Here is a 17,262-nt window from a genome sequence, read left to right on the forward strand (position 1 = left end):
AGATCGCCTGGCAGGTCGAACAGATGGCGGCGCAGGGCATCCGCGGCTTCTTCATCCATCCGCGCCAGGGGCTGGATCGGCCGTACCTCTCCGAGTCGTTCTTTGCGATGGTCGAGGCGGCGATCGCCGCCGCCGAAAAGCACGGCCTGAGCGTGCACCTCTACGATGAGTATCCGTACCCTTCCGGCGTCGCCGGCGGCGAAGTGATCCTCGGCCGTCCGGAGTTTCACGGCACCTCGCTGGTTCAGACGCGGCAGCGGGTGCAGGGCGGGCGCGTGCGGCTGGAGCTGCCGCGAGGCGACGTCCTCTCGGCGGTGGCGTATCCGCTGGACGGCGAGGAGACGCGCTGGTCCGAGCCGACGGATCTGACGGCCTCGATCGGCATGCACCTTTCACTTTCGACGTACCACGAGCAGGGGCTGACCGCTTACAACGCCAAACGGTTCCTGGCGTGTGAGCCGACGCCGGTGCTGGACGTCGATCTGCCCGACCGGCCGCACCTGATCGTGACCAGCGTCCAGGTCCGAACCGACGGCCACAAGTACTGGGGCAACTACGTCGATATCTTCAACGAACGGGCGATCCGGCGGTTCCTGGAGCTGACGCACGGGCGGTACGCCCAGCGTCTCGGCGAGAAGTTCGGCCGGTCGGTGCTGTCGATCTACTGCGATGAGATCGGCGTGTTCTGGTCGTACGCTCCGGAATGGTCGACGCAACTGCCGCGGCTCTTCGAGCAGAGCTACGGCTACAGCTTGCTCGAGCACCTGCCGGCGCTGGCGTGCCTGGAGCATCCGGAGCATCTGCGGGTCAGCCGCGACCTGTACTGGCTCGAGCTGGAGCGGTTCGTGCAGGTCTTCGAGCAGCCGGTGCGCGAATGGTGCCGCCGCCATCGGATCTGGTACACGGGCGAAAAGCCGTCGCTGCGGTTCTCGCAGCTTCGGTACATGGACATCCCCGGCAGCGACGCGGGCCACCACAAAGCGGGGGCGGAGCTGGACCTGTTCGAGCCGGAGCTTCGATGGAACACGAAGGCGGCGGCCTCCGCGGGGTACGTTTACGGCAAGTTCGGCGGATTGACCGAGTGCTACCACAGCCTCGGCTGGGGCGCGACGCTGCAGGACGCCAAGTGGCTGGCCGACGGATTGGTGCTGGCCGGCATCAGTTACCTGGTGCCGCACGGGTTCTTCTACACGACGCACGGTCTGGCCAAGCACGACGCGCCGCCGTCGTTCTTCTTCCAGATGCCGTACTGGCCGTTCTTCGGCGGCCTCAGCCGCCGGCTGGACCGTGTGTTCTCGCTGATCGAGGGCACGCACGTCGAGGCGAAGGTGCTGGTGATCGAGCCGTCGAGCGGGCTTCCGGACCGCGGTCAGCGGGAGGCGTTCGGGCGGCTCGGCAAGGCGCTGCTGGCGCGTCACGTGGATTTCCTGGTGGTCGACACCGACGTGCTGGCCGCTTCGCACATCGAAGGCTCGCGCTGCTGCGTTCGCGAGGTGCGGGGCGAGGTGGTGGTGATGCCGCCGATGGCCTTCGTCGAGGAGTCGCTGGCGGCGTGGCTGGAGGAATTCGAAGCCGCGGGCGGATCGGTGGTGCGGTTCGAAGCGGGGCAGGTGGATGAGGTTGCGACGAGGCTGGCTGAGCGGATCGGCCCGTCGCTGTCGATCTGCGGTGAAGACGGCGTCGAGGCGAAGCCGGTGTATTCGGTGACGCGGGCCTCGTCCTCGATGCGGCGGTGGTTCGTGCAGAACACATCAACGGAGGCACGCGAGGTGGTGTTGGAGGCGGGAAGCGAGATACGCGAGATTCCGCTGGACGAGCACTTGCCGGCGATGCTGGAGCGGCGCGGGTCGAACTTCGTGCGGCGGCTGGCCCCGTTCGAGAGCGTGATGCTCGAACAGGGCGCGTTCGAGGAAGGCGAGAGGAGAGCGGTCATCGCGGTGCGCGGCGATGGCCCGGCGGAAGTCGAAGCTCGGAATCGCAATCTCCTGCGGATGTACACCTGGCGGATGTCGTTGCTGGACGATAGCGGCCAGGCGACCTGGACGGGCGAAACGCCGGCGATGCCGCTGATCAACCAGCTGCACAAGAGCGGAGCGCCGTTTGCGCCGAAGATCGCGGACCGGTTCGGTTCGCCGCCGACGCTGTCGCTGCCGCGGCTGGCCCTGCGGTACGAGTTTGAGTTCGGATGCGCGTTCGACGGGCCGGTGGCGCTCGTGATGGAGCCGGGGTCGATTGTGGGCGAGTGGTCGATCGGCGTGAACGGTTCGGCTCGCTTGACTGAAGCTGACTTTCAGCCGAGCGGCGCCCACGTTCGCGGAAGTCTCGAAGTTGACTTAACGCCGCATCTTCAGCCGGGAACCAACCGGATCGTGGTGGGCGTGACCACCGACCGGACCGACGGCGGGCTGCTCAACGCGCTGTACCTGGCGGGCGGGTTCGGCGTCGAGCTCGAGCCGCTGCGGCTGGTCTCGCGGCCCGAACGGGGACAGTTCGAGGATTACGAGGGCAACCGCCTGCCGTTCTACGCGGGCGTGGTCGAATACACCTCGCACTTCGACCTGGACCGCGTGCCGGACGAGGCGGAGACGGTGATCGAACTGCTCTACGAAAAACCGTTCCGCGAGGCGAGCGAAGTCTCGATCAACGGCGGCGAGTTCGTGCCGGTGCTGTGGGAACCTCGCCGCATGGTGATCCCGACCAGCCGCTTGCGGACCGGCCGCAACGTCCTGCACACACGGGTCCACACCACGCTGATCCGCAGTTTCGAAGGCCAGTGGTTCGACGACGAGCGGCACGTCACCAGACCGGTCGGCGACCGGACGTGACGACGTCTAGCCGCCCATCAACTCGGGCAGGAACGTGACGATCTTCGGGAAAAGCATCAGCAGGATCACGCAGACGATGTAGGCGGGGACGAACAGGGCGACGCCGCGAAAGACTCCCATCAGCGAAATGTCGTCCTTGGCCATCGCCGCCACGACGTAGGTGGTCGCCCCGACCGGCGGCGTGATCGCGCCCAGCGTGGTGAGCACGGTCACCGCAACGCCGAACCAGACCGGGTCGTAGCCCAGCTCGATGCCGACGGGAAAGAAAATCGGAATGGTGATCAGCAGCAGCGCCAAAGCGTCCATCACGATCCCGCCGAGAATGTAGATCACGAAGATGATGCCGATGATCACCACGCCGGGCACGGGCAGGCCGACCACCCACTCGGCGATGTCGAACGGCAGCCGCGTGACGGTCAGGAACTTGCCGAAGATCACCGCGCCGGCCACGATCGTGATGACCATGCACGAGGCGCGGAGGGTATCGACGACGGCGGATACGAACCCTTTCCAGGTGAGCTTGCGGTGCAGCAGGCCCAGCACGATCGCGAAAAACGAGCCCGCGGCCCCGGCCTCGGTCGGCGTGAAGAACCCCAGATACAGCCCGAAAATCACCAGCAGGAACAGCACGACGATCTCGTAGGCGCCGAGCAGGGCCATGACCTTCTGACCGAAAGCGAAGTTCGGCCCCACCGGACCCCAGTCGGGCCGCACGCGGCAGATCGCGTAGACGGTGAGCACCAGCAAAGCCATCAGCAGAAAACCCGCGCCGATGCCGCCGTAGAACAGCGTCGAGATGGATTGTTCGGTCGAAAGGCCGATCAGGATCAACACCACGCTGGGCGGGATCACCACGCCGAGCGTCGAGCCGGAGGCCACCGCGCCGACGCTGAGCATCGGGTTGTAGCGGTACCGCTTCATCTCGGGCAGCGCCACCGTGCTCATCGTGGCGGCGGTGGCGGTGTTCGACCCGCAGATCGCCGAAAAACCGGTGCAGGCGGCGACGGTGGCCATGGCCAGGCCGCCGGAGATGTGCCCGACCGTCCGGTGCGCCGCGGTATAGAGCTTCTCGTTGACGCCCGAATAGAACGCGATCTGGCCCATGAAGATGAACAGCGGGATCACGGTAAAGCCGTACTTCGAGAACGTGGCCCACAGCGTGCCGCCGGTCATGTTCAGCGCCGCGTCGAACGAGACCACGTAGGCGAAGCCCGCGAACCCGACGATGCCCATCGCGAAACCGACCGGCGGGCCGAGCAGAAACAGCACGGCCAGCAGGACGAGAATCCCGAGGATGCCGATCATGGCCAGGCTCACCGGGCGTCCTCCCCGGCCACGCACGCCAGCAGGTCGGCCAGGAACGACAGCGCGATCGTCCCGAACCCCAGCGCCACCGCGAACACGAACGGGTAGAAGATGATCCGCAGTGTCTCGGTGACCTCGCCGGTGGTCAGGATGCGGACGCCGAGCTTGCCGATCTGCCAGGCCGCGACCACGCAGAAGGCGATGCACGCCGCGTAGCTGATCGCGCCGACGATGCGGCGCAGAACCGCTGGATAGTGCTGGAAGAGGATGTCCACCGCGATATGCTCGCGGCGATTCTGGGTGAAACTGAGGGCGAACGCGGTAACCACCGCGCCGAAAAAGCCCACCAGCTCGACCGATCCGGGCACCGGCCGCCAGGCCTGCCGCAGGAAGATATCCGCGCAGGTCAACGCCATCATGCCGACCAGGAGCAAGCCTGCGACGGCGATCAGAACCCGGGTCAACGCCCGGTTGATCCGGCGCAATGTGGCAATCAGTCTGGTCATGGGATCAATCGGCGATCGCACCGGCTGGGGCCTTCATGTGCTTGTCGATCATGGCTCGCAGGTCGTCGACGATCTGCTGGGCGGGCAGCCCCTGGCCGCTCATGTCGGCGATCCACTTCTCGGTGATCGGGTCGAGGGGGTTGTTCCACTGCTGCTTCTGCTCGTCGGAGAGCGCAATCACCTCGACGCCCTGATTCTCCTTCGACCAGGCCAGCGCCTCCTCGACGTGGTCGTCCATGTACTGGCCGGTCCAGAGGGCCTGCTCCTCGATCAGGCCGTCGAAGACGTCCTTGACGTCCTGAGGCAGGGCGTTCCAGCTATCGAGGTTCATCACCACCGCGAACGGATAGACGGCGGTGTCGGTCATGGTCACGAACTTGCACGACTCGGCGAACTTGTAGTCCTTCATCACCTCAGCCGACGAGAAGACGCCCTGGACCGTGCCCTTCTGGAGGGCTTCGGGCGTGTCCGACATCGGCATGCCGACCGCATTGGCCCCCCACGCCTTGAGAATCTCAGCCGCGCCGCCGGAGGCCCGGATATCGAGGCCCTTGATGTCCTCGAGCGTGCGGACGGCTTTGCGGCTCATGACGTTCGACGGCGCGGTGGTGAACATGGTCAGGACCTTGACCTTCTTGAACGGTTCCGGATCGTACTTGCGCCACAAATCCAGCAGAACCAGCGCGCCGGTTTTGGCGTCGGGAATGTTCAGCGGCAGGCTGGTGGCGTTGGTCACCTTGAAGAGCCCCGGCTGATAGGCCATGCAGAGGCACCCGATGTCGGCTTGGCCGGCGATCACGCCGTCCATCATGCCCTTGGCGTCCAGCAGCGTGCTGTCCGGGAAGGTGTTGATCTTGACCCGGCCTTCGGTGCGGGTTTCGACCTGCTCCTTCCAGCGCTCCATCTGGACGCACGGGAAGGTGGAGGCGACGGGGAAATTGGCGTAGCGCAGGGTGATCACCTCGGTTTTGGCGGCCTGGCCGCCGGCGGGCTGCTCCTTGGACTTGCAGCCGACCAACGCCGCCAACACCACGGCCGACAGGACGAGCGATGCTCTCCTCATCACTGGGTCTCCTTGTTCATAATGTCCCGGTGCGTCCGTCGGACGCGCCCCTGTACGCCTCGATGCCAGAAACGGCCGCGGCGCCAACCGGCGCCCGGCCCGAATGGACGATTTGTCAACCTATCGGACGACCCCGTCGGGCCCCTTGAAGAACACCCGCTTGGCCTTGCCCTCCTGGCGCGGAAGCCGGCCCAGCGGAAACACATCGCCCTTGGGCGAAAAGCCCAACGCCTCCTTGAGGGCCTTCTCGACCATGTAGCCGGTCACCGACGGCGCGGCTTCGACGTTGATCCGCACGTCGCGGATGCCGTCGATCTCCTCGATGATAATCTGGTAGTTCGAGCCGACGCCGGAAATCTGCATGAGGGCCTGCTCGACCTGGCGCGGGAAAAAATTGACGCCCTTGACGATCAGCATGTCGTCAACCCGGCCGGTCACCGGCTCAATGCGGACCGCCGTCCGCCCGCAGGCGCAGCGGCCGCGAGAGAGCACGCGGGTCAGATCCCCGGTGCGGAACCGGATCACCGGCAACGCCTCCCGGGTCAGGCACGTGACGACCAGTTCGCCGAACTCGCCGTCGGCGACGGGTCGGCCGGTCTGCGGGTCGATGGTCTCGACGATGTAGTGGTCTTCCCAGACGTGGATGCCGCTGTGGTCGCGGCAGTCCTGGCCGAGGGTGCCGACCCCGCCGGTCTCGGTCATCCCGTAGATGTCGAACGCCTCGATGCCCAATGCCTCGGCCATCTTGGCCTTCATCGCCTCGGAAAACGCCTCCGCCCCAAAGATGCCGATCTTCAGATTCGGCAGTTGCGCGCCCGTCTCTTCGAGCACCTCCATGATCCGCAGGCCATAGCTGACCACGCCGGTCAGGATGCGAGTGCCAAAGTCCCCGGCAAGCTTGATCTGCCGGGCGGTGTTGCCCGCCCCGGTCGGAATGATGAACAGCCCAGCCGCCCGCGCCCCGTGGTACATGCCAAACCCGCCGTTAAACAGGCCGAACGACGGCGTGATCTGGCAAACCTCGCCGCGCCGCGCCCCAGCCATCACGTAGCAGCGGGCCATGCACTCGCCCCACTGGGCCAGGTCGGCCTGCGTATAGGGCATCACGATCGGCACACCGGTCGAACCGGAGGACATGTGCATCTCGGCGATGCGGTCGGACGGCACGCACGAAAGCCCCAGCGGGTAGTGGTCGCGCAGGTCGTCCTTGTTCATCATGGGCAGCCGGGCCACGTCGTCCAGCGATCCGATCCCATCGGGACCGACTCCGACCTCGTCGAGCCGGCGGCGCTGCACGGGGTTGTTCGTGTAGACGTGGCGAACAATCGCCTTAAGGCGCTCAAGCTGCAGGGCGCAGAGTTCATCGCGCGAGATCGTCTCTTCGCGGCTGAAGAACGCTCCGTCGCTCATGCCGTCGCCTTTCCCGCTTCGAAGGCCTTCAAATTCAGATCGAGGTATTGCTTCTTGACGCATTGGCGGACGGCGGCGTCCCACGCCTCAGCCGGCAGGTCCATGCCGGTGGCCATCGCGCCGAGGACCACGAGGTTGGCGGCGCGGACGTCGCCGAGCTCGGCGGCCGTCTGGGCCGCGTCGACGCAGATCAGGCGGCTGAAGGCCTGGCCCAGCCGCTCCGGCACGTCTTGAGGATACGTGCCCGCACCCATCGAGACGGTAACCGGGACGATCGCCTGACGGCTGACCACGGCCAAGCCGCCGGGAGCGAGGTAGTGGGCGAAGCGGAGGGCCTCGATCTGCTCGAGGGCGCCGAGCACCTGGGCTGCGCCCTCCTCGACCAGCGGGCTGAACACCTCGCGGCCGAAGCGGATCTGAGCGACCACCGATCCGCCCCGCTGGGCCATGCCGTGCACCTCGTTGGTCTTGACCGTGAACCCGGCTTCGATCGCCGCATGGGCAATGATGTCGCTCGCCAGGAGAATGCCCTGACCGCCGACGCCCACCAGCACGATATTGGTCACCCGATTATCCGTCATGGCTCTTCCTCCACGGTGACGATCGCGTTGAACTTGCAGACCTGCTGGCAGATGCCGCATCCGCCGCAGAGGAATTCGTTGATCTGGGGCTTGTCGCCGACGTTCTCAATGGCGGGACAGCCGATCTTCAGGCACGCCCGGCAGCTCTTGCACACCTCCGGCAGGATCACCCGTTGGAGGCCGATCCTCTTGCGCTCGCGCAGCGGGCACGCCGCCACCGAGACCACCAACGACGGTTCGTCGGCGGCGATCTCCTCGGCGATGGCCTTCTGCGTGGCCTGCTGGTCGTAAGGATTGACCTCGCGAACCCGCTTGACGCCGCAGGCCCGGCCGATCTCAGCGATCGAAGCCGCGACCGTCTCTTCGCCCATGAGCGTCCGCCCGGTGCCCGGATGGTCTTGATGGCCGGTCATGGCGGTGGTGCGATTATCAACCACAATGATGGTGACTGAGCTGCGATTGTAGGCCACGTCGAGCAGCCCCGTGATGCCAGAATGGAAGAACGTCGAGTCGCCGACGACGCCGACGATCTTGCGGGGTTCGCCGGCTTTGCTCATGCCGTGGGCCATCGACACGCCGCCGCCCATGCAGAGGATCACGTCGAGCCGGTCGAGCGGCTTAAAGACGCCCAGGCTGTAGCAGCCGATATCGCCCGTGACGACCACATCGTGCTTCGAAAGTGCATAGAAAACGCCGCGATGCGGGCAGCCGGGACACAGCACCGGCGGTCGGGCGGGCAGATCGGCGGCAAAGGGGGGGGCAGCCCCTGTGTCGGCGACTTTGGCCTTGCCTTCCATGGCGGCGCGGCACTCGCGAAGCCGGGTCGGCGAAAGCTCACCGATCCCGGGAATCCACCGGCGGCCTTCGCACTCGATGCCCATCGCGTGGATGTGCTCCTCGATGATCGGGTCGAGTTCCTCGACCACGAGCAGCCGCTGGACGCCCTCGGCGAACTGGCGGATCAGCCCGTCGGGAAACGGGTAGCTGAAGCCCAGCTTGAGCACCGACGCCTCGGGCCAGACCTCGCGAACGTATTGGTAGGCGATCGAGGCGGTGACGATGCCCAGCGAGCGGTCACGCCACTCGATCCGGTTGGCCGGCGAGCGGTCGGCCTCGGCCCCGAGTTGGCCCAGGCGCTCCTCCACCTCTTTGCGCATCTGCCTGGCCCACATGGGGATAGGCACATATCGGGGCGGGTTCTTGACGAATCCGATCGCCCGGCTGCTCTCGCGGCGCTCGCCCGTCGTCACCAGCCCGCGGGAGTGGCTGATCCGGGTGTTGCTCCGGAGGATCACCGGAGTCCGGTACTTTTCCGAGACCTCCAGGGCCAGACCCACAAAGTCCTTGGCCTCCTGGCTGTTGGCGGGCTCGAAGATCGGGATCTTGGCGAAACGGGCGTAATGGCGGGTGTCCTGCTCGTTCTGCGACGAGTGCATGCCCGGATCGTCGGCCACGCACGCGACAAAGCCACCCTCAACGCCAATGTAGCTGAGGGTCATCAGCGGATCGGCAGCGACGTTGAGGCCCACGTGCTTCATCGTGGTAATCACCCGCGCCCCAGCCAGCGCAGCCCCGGCGGCCGCCTCAAACGCGACCTTCTCGTTGGGAGCCCACTCGCTGGTGATCCGGTCCTTGTACTGGACGATGTTCTCCAGGATCTCCGTGGACGGCGTGCCCGGATAGCCGGCGGCGAACGTGACGCCCGCCTCATAGGCCCCGCGGGCAATCGCCGCATTACCTGATAAAAGTTTTACTGATGTCATATGTGCTCGAATTGTATGTCAGCATCCAAAGGGAACGGCATTGGCCGCGACCGACGAGCGGAAGAGACTGCCGAACCCTTAGCGTACTCAGAACGCGGCCGATTGTCCACTAATCTTAAGCGCGTCAAGTGGTTCTGTAAAGGCAGGTCGGCCGGTCCGCGTCGATCAGGTGGGGTTGCCTTCGTGCGGGTTGGGCAGGTTGCCCGGCCGCGGGCGGGCCATCAGGAAATGCACGCGGGCGAATTGCTCTTCGGTCAGGCGTCGGCGCAGTTCCTGCCGGGCGGCTTTGAGGGTGGTCCGGTGCGACAGGTGGGTCAGCAGGACGTGCTGGTTGTTCAACTCCTTCAAGGCGCGGACGAAGTCCTCGACGTGCAGGTGATAGCCCGCGTCGGCCCGGCTGCGGTGGTCTTCCTCGACGAACGTGCATTCGAGAACCAGTATCCTGGCGTCGCGAACGCACGGCAGCTCAAAGAACCGGCCGTAGGCGGTGTCGCCGCAGTAGCAGACCAGCGGGACTTCAATGGTGTAGGTGATTTCGACCCCGCGCTGTTTGAGGGCGGCCAGTTCCTGACCTGGGGTGCCGGCGAACTCATCCTTGAGCTTCTGGCGGACGTCGAGCACGCTGTAGCCCAAACACGGGCCGGCGTGTTCGGTGCGGAAGGCTCGGGCGATCAGGTTCTTGCGGATCGTGTACTCCTCGCCCGGGTCCAGGCCGACCACGCGATAGGGCGTGCGGTGGTTCTCGATGGCGACCCACGCCTCCATCAGACGATGGATCGGCTGGGCCAGCGGCTTGGGCACGACGATCGTGCCGTCCGAATTGTCGAGGAAGTTCCGCTGCGAAAAGTAGTAGGCGATGCCCGCGGCGTGGTCCATGTGGCCGTGGGTCAGCAGGACGTGGTCGATGTTGATGACCTCGCTGGGCGCCCGGCCGATGTCGAAGCAGACGTTCAGCTCCGGCACGCCCACCACGGTCTCCTCACCGCCCACCGAATAGCCGATGAAGGTCAGGTCGTCGATCTTGTGCGTATTGACGCGAAAGTTCATGGGTGAATCTTATACTGGAACAGCGCGGCCAAGCCAAGAAAGTCTGCCCACCGACGAGCGCATTTCGGGAATCCGGAAGGTCCGCCCGCTTGGATAGCCTGCGGCGGTCGCTGGGCGACGCCCATCTTACTCGATGATATCGCCGGATTCGGCCCCGACGGCGATGAAGCTGTCATCGGGAAACGCGAAGATGTAGTAGGCTTCGTCCGGCTCCGGGATCTGCAGCAGCTTGCGGAGGTTGATGTTCTCGAAACCGCTGGTAATCCCGTCGTCGCGCAGGATGTCGATGGCCTCCTGGTAGGTCACGTCCTCCGGCAGGCGATCGTAGACCGTCCCCGTGATCGGCTCGTCGCTGATCAGCAGATTACCGAAGACGCCGTTTTCGTACGGAAGGACGACCTGGCCGGGGGTCGCGTCGTCGATGTCGTCGACGAACCAGAACTCCCAGTCCACCAGGTCCTCAGCCTCATAGGCCAGACCCGCGCCCTGATCCGGAAAACCGAAAACCTCCACCAAACGGGCATCCGGGAATTCATCGCGGACGATGTCGGTCGCCTCGTCCATCAGCGCGAACAGGTCTTCCGGCGCCATGTCGTTCGGGTCGGGAATGATGATTGAAATGTCACACCCAGCCGTCAGCACGCCCACCAGCAGGCACGCCAGGATCGTAATCCGCCCCATCATGTCCTCCTTTCACCAAGTCAAGGCCTGGCCTTGATTATACCGAGGGGCGGATGGGATGTCCCGTCTTTTTGCCGCCGGTGACGGGCGCGCTACCGGAACCGGATGACGGTGGGCGCCAGCGAGTTGACGGTCACGTCTTTGACGACCAAGCCGTTTTCGAAGGGTTCGAACTCGTAGCCGACCGGCTTGAGGGCCGGATCGCAGGCGACCCGCACGTCGGCGACCAACCGCGGCTCGGCTTGGATCTTTCGGTTGATCCGGGCCCGTTCGAGCCACCGGTAGGTCGGCCGGGGAGTCACGCCGTCGGCTCGCAGCAGGCCAAAGCCGTAGTCGTCGGCGACGCGGCCCTCGCCCAGGTCAACGCCGCCGTTGGGGTCGTTCAGCACGTCGTTGGCCGTCTCGTTGCCCGCGGCAAGCTGGTACGGCAGGATCTTCCAGTACAGCCGCGTCTTGAGGGCGTCGGCGATGCAGGCCTTCCACTGCTTCAGGTGGCCCTCGTCGAAGCCTTCGCCCGTCGCGACCTGCCAGGCCCGGTACAGGTTGCCCGCGTCGATGCCGAACTCGGTGTTCCACAGCGGCCGGTTGAAATCGCCGTACTCGCCCATCGCCGCCTTCGCCTGATAGCCGCTGACCACGAAACCCCAGTTGACCGGCACCCCGTAGGTGTGAATGTTCATGACGTCGAAGCACTCCCGCGCGCCCTGCTCGTAGATGCCGCGGATGATCGCGGTCGGGTCGCCGTAGGAAAGCCCGCCGATCAGAACGAACGCCTCCGGGTTGGCCTGCTTGATCGCCGGATACGCCTTCTGGAGCATTCGGCCGTAGCAGCGGCCCATCTCAAACGGCGGAAAATACTCTCGCTGCGCGCCGAAGATGTCGGTAAAGGTAGTCTCCCACTCGTTCCACAACTCCCAGTAGCGGACGGACGGATAGCGTTTGGCCATGAAGGCGGCGAAGTCGGCGAACCGTTGATAGGTCGCCTCGCGACTCTCCCAGCCGGCGCCCGGCGGATTGCCGTGGATGATGTAGACCAGTTCGATCCCCATGTCCTTGGCCCGCTGGGTGATCTCGTCGTAATGTTTCAGGGCCGCTTCGTCGTAGACGCCCGGTTGATCGGTGCGCTCGACGTTGTACCAGTAGATGGTGTGCCGCACCAGCCGGATACCGAGCTGCCTGACCATCTGCGCGTGCTCGTCACTCATGCCGTGCGTGCCGATGCCCAATTCGGTCCGGTTGTCGCAGACCCACAGCTCCTTCGGCGAGCGCCACCAGGTCACATACGGCTGATCGTCCGGGCGAACGTACCGGTGAACTTCCTCGTAGCGGGCCTTGGCGTCCTCCCAGCCGGCGGGATATGGCTTGCCGACCAGCACCCGCGCCTCGCCCGCCACCAGCGTCAGCGGGACCACACGGGTAAAGTTCTCCCAGCGGCTCGGGATTCTCTCGCCGGTCAGAGCATCGGTGACCTCGCCGTAAACTTCGAATAGCACCTCCAAGTCGAGCGGCTTGCCGTCGTAGTGCAGCGTCGGCGCTGAGTTGGTCACGAACAGCACCTTGCGATCGTCGTTTTCCCACAGCCGCACGTCCACCGACGCCGCCGGCTCGGATGTGCCCTTGCGCAGGGCGAGATTCTTGTTCGTCACGCCGCTTTGGCGAAGAAAACCGCGGAAGAACCGCTCGAAGCCTTCATCGACCCAGCAGACATCGCGGGCGACGTACAGGGTCTGCGGCGTCTCGACGACCGCCGGCTTGCCGTCCTCGAAATAACCGATCACCCGGCCGCCTTCGAGCGGTTCGATATCCTCCCAGAAAAGCTCGTGACGCCCGCCGCTGGCCCAGGCCATCTGCGTGTCCTCATCGCCGAAGATCGGACCCGACCCGAGCACCTCGCCGGACTCCAGCCGGATCGGCCGCGAACTCCACGTCTCCAGTTGCACGTGGACGTCGATCTCCTTCTCGTCGATGTCGTACGACGTGCGGCGAAGTTCCAGGACGCCCGTCTTTTCCCGCGGCTGGCGATAAAACCCGGTCGTCCGCGCCGCCATCCACTGCGGCGGATGCACCGCCCGCGGCCGGCCGTACTCGTCCAACTCGGCGAACCGGGCGTTGGCGATCACGTGGCCGCCCCAATCGACCGTGAACCGGCGGATCGCCTCGATCGTCTCATCATCCAGCGCGACCGCGCCGACCGCCGCCAGCACGCGGTAGTCCCTGAGCTTGCCCTCGCGGACCATCTGTTCGGTCACGAAGTTAAACGGCGTCTGGCTGCGATAGAGCAGGTCGATGATCGTGGTCTGATCGGCGGTGGCCGTATAGTCGTTGGGAATCGCCAGGCTGGTGGTGGCCGAGTGCAGCACCGCCACCTGCGGCCTTTCCGGCTGCAGACCCGCCAATAGCGGAGCCAGCGTTTCCATCTGCTTCGAGAGCCGCCCGATCTGGTGCGTCACCGGAGCCGGCTTGTAGTTGCGATAGTGCAGCGTGTACGGGTCCGGCTCGCCCCACATGTAATTCCAGAACCCGCCGACCCCGCGGGCCAGTTGGTGGTAAAACGTGCTTCGCCACTGTTCCGGCGTGGTCAACCCGCGCTCGGCGCAGAACGAAAAGCCGTACTCGGTGTGCCAGACCGGCTTGCCGGCCGACAGGCTCAGGAAGTAGTCGCACTTCCACCGGGCCAGGAAGTCTTCATCCTGGTGCGAATAGAGGTCCATGCCCAGCACGTCGAGGAAGCGGTTGACCCAGATCTCGGTGTTCGTGCCCGCGCCGTAGGCGTGCGAGCTGTACAGGTCGAACGGCACGATCTTCGAGGTGACGATGGCGTCCGGCGCGGCGTCCTTGATCACGCTGCGCTCCCAGACCCAGAAATCGGCGAAGTTCTCCTGGCGAAACCGCATCCAGTCCATCCACAGCGCCGGATTGCCGACCGGCGCCGGTGCGGTGGTCACCGGCCGGCCCGCCGCCACCATTTGATCGTACATCTGGCTCCAATACGCCTGTTCGTCCGGCGGAGGCGGCGGCGAAACCTGGTCGAACGCCTCCACGGCCAAGCCGAGTTGCTCGTTCAGCGCCGCCACCGTCCCGTATCGTTTTTCGAGCCAGCCGTGGAACGCCCGGACCGTATGCGGGTTGTAGTCGACCGGGGCGGTCAGGTGCGGTTCGTTCCACATCACGTAGCCGACGGTGGCCGGGTGGTCGCCGAGATAGCCGACAAAAAACCGCAGCCACTTCTCGGCGTCGGCCCGAAAGCCCGGATGATTCAAACACATCCTCATCCAGCCGCCCTCGCCGTCCGTCCCGTCGTGCTTCTTCATCCGCACGTCCGGATACCGCTGCCAGAGCCAGTCGGGCGTGTAGTGGAAACTCATCAGCCACAGGACCGTCATGCCGTGCCGGTGCGCCTCGTCAGCCGCCTTCAGATAGCCCGCATGGGCCGCCCGGTTCTCCTCCTCCGACCGCTGCGGATCGAAGTCGCGAAACGCCACGTCCAGCGAGAGGCTGTTGATCCCGAGCTTCTGCAGCGCCGCGTACTGATCGAGCCCGACGTGGATCATCCCGTGCGGGATGTGGGGCTTGTCGTCGAGGTACACGTCGCGGCCGCGGATTTCCATCCGGTTGCCCGCAAAGGCCGAGGACGCCGCCACCACACCGATCGCCGCCAGAAGACATGCTCGCATGAGGATTTCCTTTCGCTCTTGCCGCGAAGAGATTCTTGCACGCTCGGAATCGCCGATTGCTTATACCGCCTCAAGATACACCAGTTGTGGGCGTTTTAAAAAGAGGTTGACACAACCCAAATGCGGCCCTTTACTATACACCCTGTACGTTTACTGAACGTAACTGACAATCGCATAAGGTAACTCATTTCGGAGACGATATCATGGCCAAAGCGACGCGGCTCGGAACCGAGAATTTACCGAAAGTCAAAAATCCGGTCATCGGGGTTTTCTCGCCCTGCGACTTCCGGATCGACGAGGATTCTAGAAAGCGCGCACAAAATCTCGTCCGCATGACTGCCGACGTGATCGCCGACGGCGTGGTCCTGGCCGGCGGCTCAGCCGTCCGCGTGGTCTACAGCGACGTCCTGGTCGACAGCGAAAAACAGGCCGACATCGTGGCCCGCCAGTTCGAGCAGGCCGGCGTCAACGTCCTGGTTGGAACCTGCGACACCTGGTCGTTCCCCCAGCCGAACCTGATCTCCCTGATCCAGCAATTCCCCAAGGACACCCCGCTGAACCTGACCTGCGGCAACTCCGGACCCAAACCGGGCGTCGTCTTCGTCCACGCCTCCAGCGGCGCCGTCTCGCAGTACGGCAAGCTGGTGCACATCAACGTGGGCACCTGGCCGGACACCGGCTTGAACCCCAAGATGACCGACAACACCGCCGCCGCCCTGATCGACTGGTGCTACGCCGCGGTCAGCCACCAGGGCCTCAAGGGCCGCCGCGTCGTCGTCTTCGGACACGACTCGATGGGCATGGAGACGGCCCTGGCCCACGTGATCCCCACCCGCAACACCTTCGGTCTGGAAATCACGCGGCTGGACATGAAGCTGCTGGCCGACAGGCTCAACAAAAAGGCCTATGACCAGAAGGAGCTGCGCGACCTTCGCGGCTGGATCGACAAGCACATCGGCAAGCGGCTCGAACTCCGCGACGACGCCGACAGCCAGAGGTTCAATCAATCGTTGGCTGTGTACCTGACCTGCCGCGACCTGCTGGATGACTACAACGCCGTCGGCGGCGGATTCATGAACCAGCTCGAGTGGGGTTCGGACCCGCGCGGCATTCCGCTGCCGGTGGCCGACGTGATGGAGTCGCTGTTCAACTCGACGTTCGACCATCGCGGCAAAAAGACCCCGTTGCCCTTCGCCACAGAAGCCGACATGCAGGGCCTGCTGACCATGCTTTACTTCACCCACCTGACCGGCGACAACCCGCCGCTGTTCATGGACTTCCGCAAGGTCTGGGAGCCGTGGGAGATCAAGGACCTGGCCAAAAAACTCAAGGTCGCCGTGCCCGCCAAGGCCCTCTGGGCCGCCCGCGGGTTCGTCGATGGCGACAACTCCGGATCAGCCGCCTTCGACTGGGCGGCCAAACCCGGCATGCCCGTCGAGAAGATCATGAAGAACATCTCGCTGCCGCTGGCCGATCCGGGTTATTTCCCCGGCGGCGGCAACTCAGCCACCTTCCTATCGCCCGGCGGCATCGAAGGCATCGCCGGACGCATGGCCTACGCCGCAACCACCAACGCCTTCTCGATGGTCTGGGACGAAGCGACCACCGTCGATCTGCCCGAAAAACTCGCCGACGCGGTCTGCCACACCTCCAACTACACCTGGCCGCACACCTTCGTGACGCCCAAGTACGCCACCATGGGCGAGTACAAGCAGTTCGCCCCGGCCAACCACTTCCATATGATCTGGGGCCTCAAGCCCGCCCGCCTCGAGTTCTGGATGGACATGGCCAACGTCCTGTCCCTCACGCCGTGGCAGGCCCGCCCGTCGTACATCGAAAACACGGACCGGCCGACCCCGCTGCTCTACCTGGTCAACGGCGGCGAAACCGCCACCAAGCTCCTGCTGGCCCAACGAAACGCCTGAGCGATCGGCCGATAGCCGCGGTTCAATGTCAAAAGGGACACGCCTTCGGGTGTGTCCCTTTTTTCTTGGCCGCGGGGCGCGGGCTCGCGAAACGTCGGAGCCGGGATTCTTTTTTTGAACTTTTCCGCCCGCTCGTTCAACATACAGGTGACAACGCAAGGCGACGGTGCTTGATGGACCAACGGCAGGACAGCCTTGAGGGCCTCTATCGGCGGCATGGGCCGGCGGTGCTGGCGTATCTGCGGGCCCGTTGCCGCGACCGCCAGGCCGCTGACGACCTGCTCCAGGACACCTTCGTCCAGGCCGCCGATCAGGGTGAGGGCATCGCCGCCCTGCGTTCGCCGCGGGCGTGGCTGATCGCGGTGGCCCGAAATCTCAGCCTGATGTTGCTGAGGCGACGGCGGCCAGTGGAGCTGGCGGACGATCCGCCGTCGCGGCCGCAGGTCGCCGCCGACCCGCGGCTGGACCAGATGCGCCAGGCC

General features: G+C 65.1%; 12 protein-coding genes. 3 read left to right on the forward strand and 9 right to left on the reverse strand.

Annotated features, from left to right (window positions below; translation table 11 throughout):
* Positions 1-2,825, forward strand: a 2,825-nt coding sequence (locus tag GXY33_16055; GenBank protein ID NLX06651.1) for a hypothetical protein, incomplete at its 5' end; no start/stop codon positions are given.
* 6 nt (positions 2,826-2,831) lie between these two features.
* Here the strand turns inward: GXY33_16055 and GXY33_16060 are convergent.
* From GXY33_16060 to GXY33_16100, 9 genes are all read right to left on the reverse strand, one after another.
* Positions 2,832-4,142 (reverse strand): TRAP transporter large permease, encoded by a 1,311-nt coding sequence (locus GXY33_16060; protein ID NLX06652.1) that lies wholly within the window; start codon positions 4,140-4,142, stop codon positions 2,832-2,834.
* Entirely contained in the window at positions 4,139-4,636 is a 498-nt protein-coding gene (locus tag GXY33_16065; protein NLX06653.1) for a TRAP transporter small permease, read from the reverse strand. The genes GXY33_16060 and GXY33_16065 overlap by 4 nt, the downstream gene beginning before the upstream one ends.
* Positions 4,637-4,640: 4 nt before the next feature.
* The gene (locus GXY33_16070) at positions 4,641-5,699 is read right to left on the reverse strand and encodes a TRAP transporter substrate-binding protein (protein NLX06654.1); all 1,059 of its coding nucleotides are present in this window, start codon (positions 5,697-5,699) and stop codon (positions 4,641-4,643) included.
* Positions 5,700-5,819: 120 nt separating this feature from the next.
* Positions 5,820-7,109, reverse strand: a complete 1,290-nt coding sequence (locus GXY33_16075; protein NLX06655.1) for a phenylacetate--CoA ligase — start codon at positions 7,107-7,109, stop codon at positions 5,820-5,822.
* Positions 7,106-7,690, reverse strand: coding sequence for an indolepyruvate oxidoreductase subunit beta (locus GXY33_16080; GenBank protein ID NLX06656.1), 585 nt, complete (start codon positions 7,688-7,690; stop codon positions 7,106-7,108). The genes GXY33_16075 and GXY33_16080 overlap by 4 nt, the downstream gene beginning before the upstream one ends.
* Positions 7,687-9,453 (reverse strand): indolepyruvate ferredoxin oxidoreductase subunit alpha, encoded by a 1,767-nt coding sequence (iorA, locus tag GXY33_16085; GenBank protein NLX06657.1) that lies wholly within the window; start codon positions 9,451-9,453, stop codon positions 7,687-7,689. The genes GXY33_16080 and iorA overlap by 4 nt, the downstream gene beginning before the upstream one ends.
* A 165-nt stretch (positions 9,454-9,618) precedes the next feature.
* The gene (locus GXY33_16090) at positions 9,619-10,500 is read right to left on the reverse strand and encodes an MBL fold metallo-hydrolase (GenBank protein NLX06658.1); all 882 of its coding nucleotides are present in this window, start codon (positions 10,498-10,500) and stop codon (positions 9,619-9,621) included.
* A gap of 126 nt (positions 10,501-10,626) precedes the next feature.
* Positions 10,627-11,181 (reverse strand): hypothetical protein, encoded by a 555-nt coding sequence (locus tag GXY33_16095; protein ID NLX06659.1) that lies wholly within the window; start codon positions 11,179-11,181, stop codon positions 10,627-10,629.
* Positions 11,182-11,273: 92 nt separating this feature from the next.
* Positions 11,274-14,855, reverse strand: coding sequence for a cellulase family glycosylhydrolase (locus GXY33_16100; GenBank protein NLX06660.1), 3,582 nt, complete (start codon positions 14,853-14,855; stop codon positions 11,274-11,276).
* A 203-nt stretch (positions 14,856-15,058) separates the two neighbouring features.
* Between GXY33_16100 and GXY33_16105 the strand changes: the two genes are divergently transcribed.
* Both GXY33_16105 and GXY33_16110 read left to right on the forward strand, forming a co-directional pair.
* Entirely contained in the window at positions 15,059-16,780 is a 1,722-nt protein-coding gene (locus GXY33_16105) for a hypothetical protein (protein NLX06661.1), read from the forward strand.
* 173 nt (positions 16,781-16,953) lie between these two features.
* Positions 16,954-17,262, forward strand: a 309-nt coding sequence (locus GXY33_16110; GenBank protein ID NLX06662.1) for a sigma-70 family RNA polymerase sigma factor, incomplete at its 3' end; no start/stop codon positions are given.

The organism is Phycisphaerae bacterium (assembly GCA_012729815.1).
Classification (GTDB): domain Bacteria; phylum Planctomycetota; class Phycisphaerae; order JAAYCJ01; family JAAYCJ01; genus JAAYCJ01.

Bases quoted from the DNA above. Each gene is read 5' to 3' on its own strand.
- GXY33_16065 (NLX06653.1), bottom strand. From the start codon at position 4,636: ATGACCAGACTGATTGCCACATTGCGCCGGATCAACCGGGCGTTGACC.
- GXY33_16070 (NLX06654.1), bottom strand. From the start codon at position 5,699: ATGAGGAGAGCATCGCTCGTCCTGTCGGCCGTGGTGTTGGCGGCGTTG.
- GXY33_16075 (NLX06655.1), bottom strand. From the start codon at position 7,109: ATGAGCGACGGAGCGTTCTTCAGCCGCGAAGAGACGATCTCGCGCGAT.
- GXY33_16080 (NLX06656.1), bottom strand. From the start codon at position 7,690: ATGACGGATAATCGGGTGACCAATATCGTGCTGGTGGGCGTCGGCGGT.
- iorA (NLX06657.1), bottom strand. From the start codon at position 9,453: ATGACATCAGTAAAACTTTTATCAGGTAATGCGGCGATTGCCCGCGGG.
- GXY33_16090 (NLX06658.1), bottom strand. From the start codon at position 10,500: ATGAACTTTCGCGTCAATACGCACAAGATCGACGACCTGACCTTCATC.
- GXY33_16095 (NLX06659.1), bottom strand. From the start codon at position 11,181: ATGGGGCGGATTACGATCCTGGCGTGCCTGCTGGTGGGCGTGCTGACG.
- GXY33_16100 (NLX06660.1), bottom strand. From the start codon at position 14,855: ATGCGAGCATGTCTTCTGGCGGCGATCGGTGTGGTGGCGGCGTCCTCG.
- GXY33_16105 (NLX06661.1), top strand. From the start codon at position 15,059: ATGGCCAAAGCGACGCGGCTCGGAACCGAGAATTTACCGAAAGTCAAA.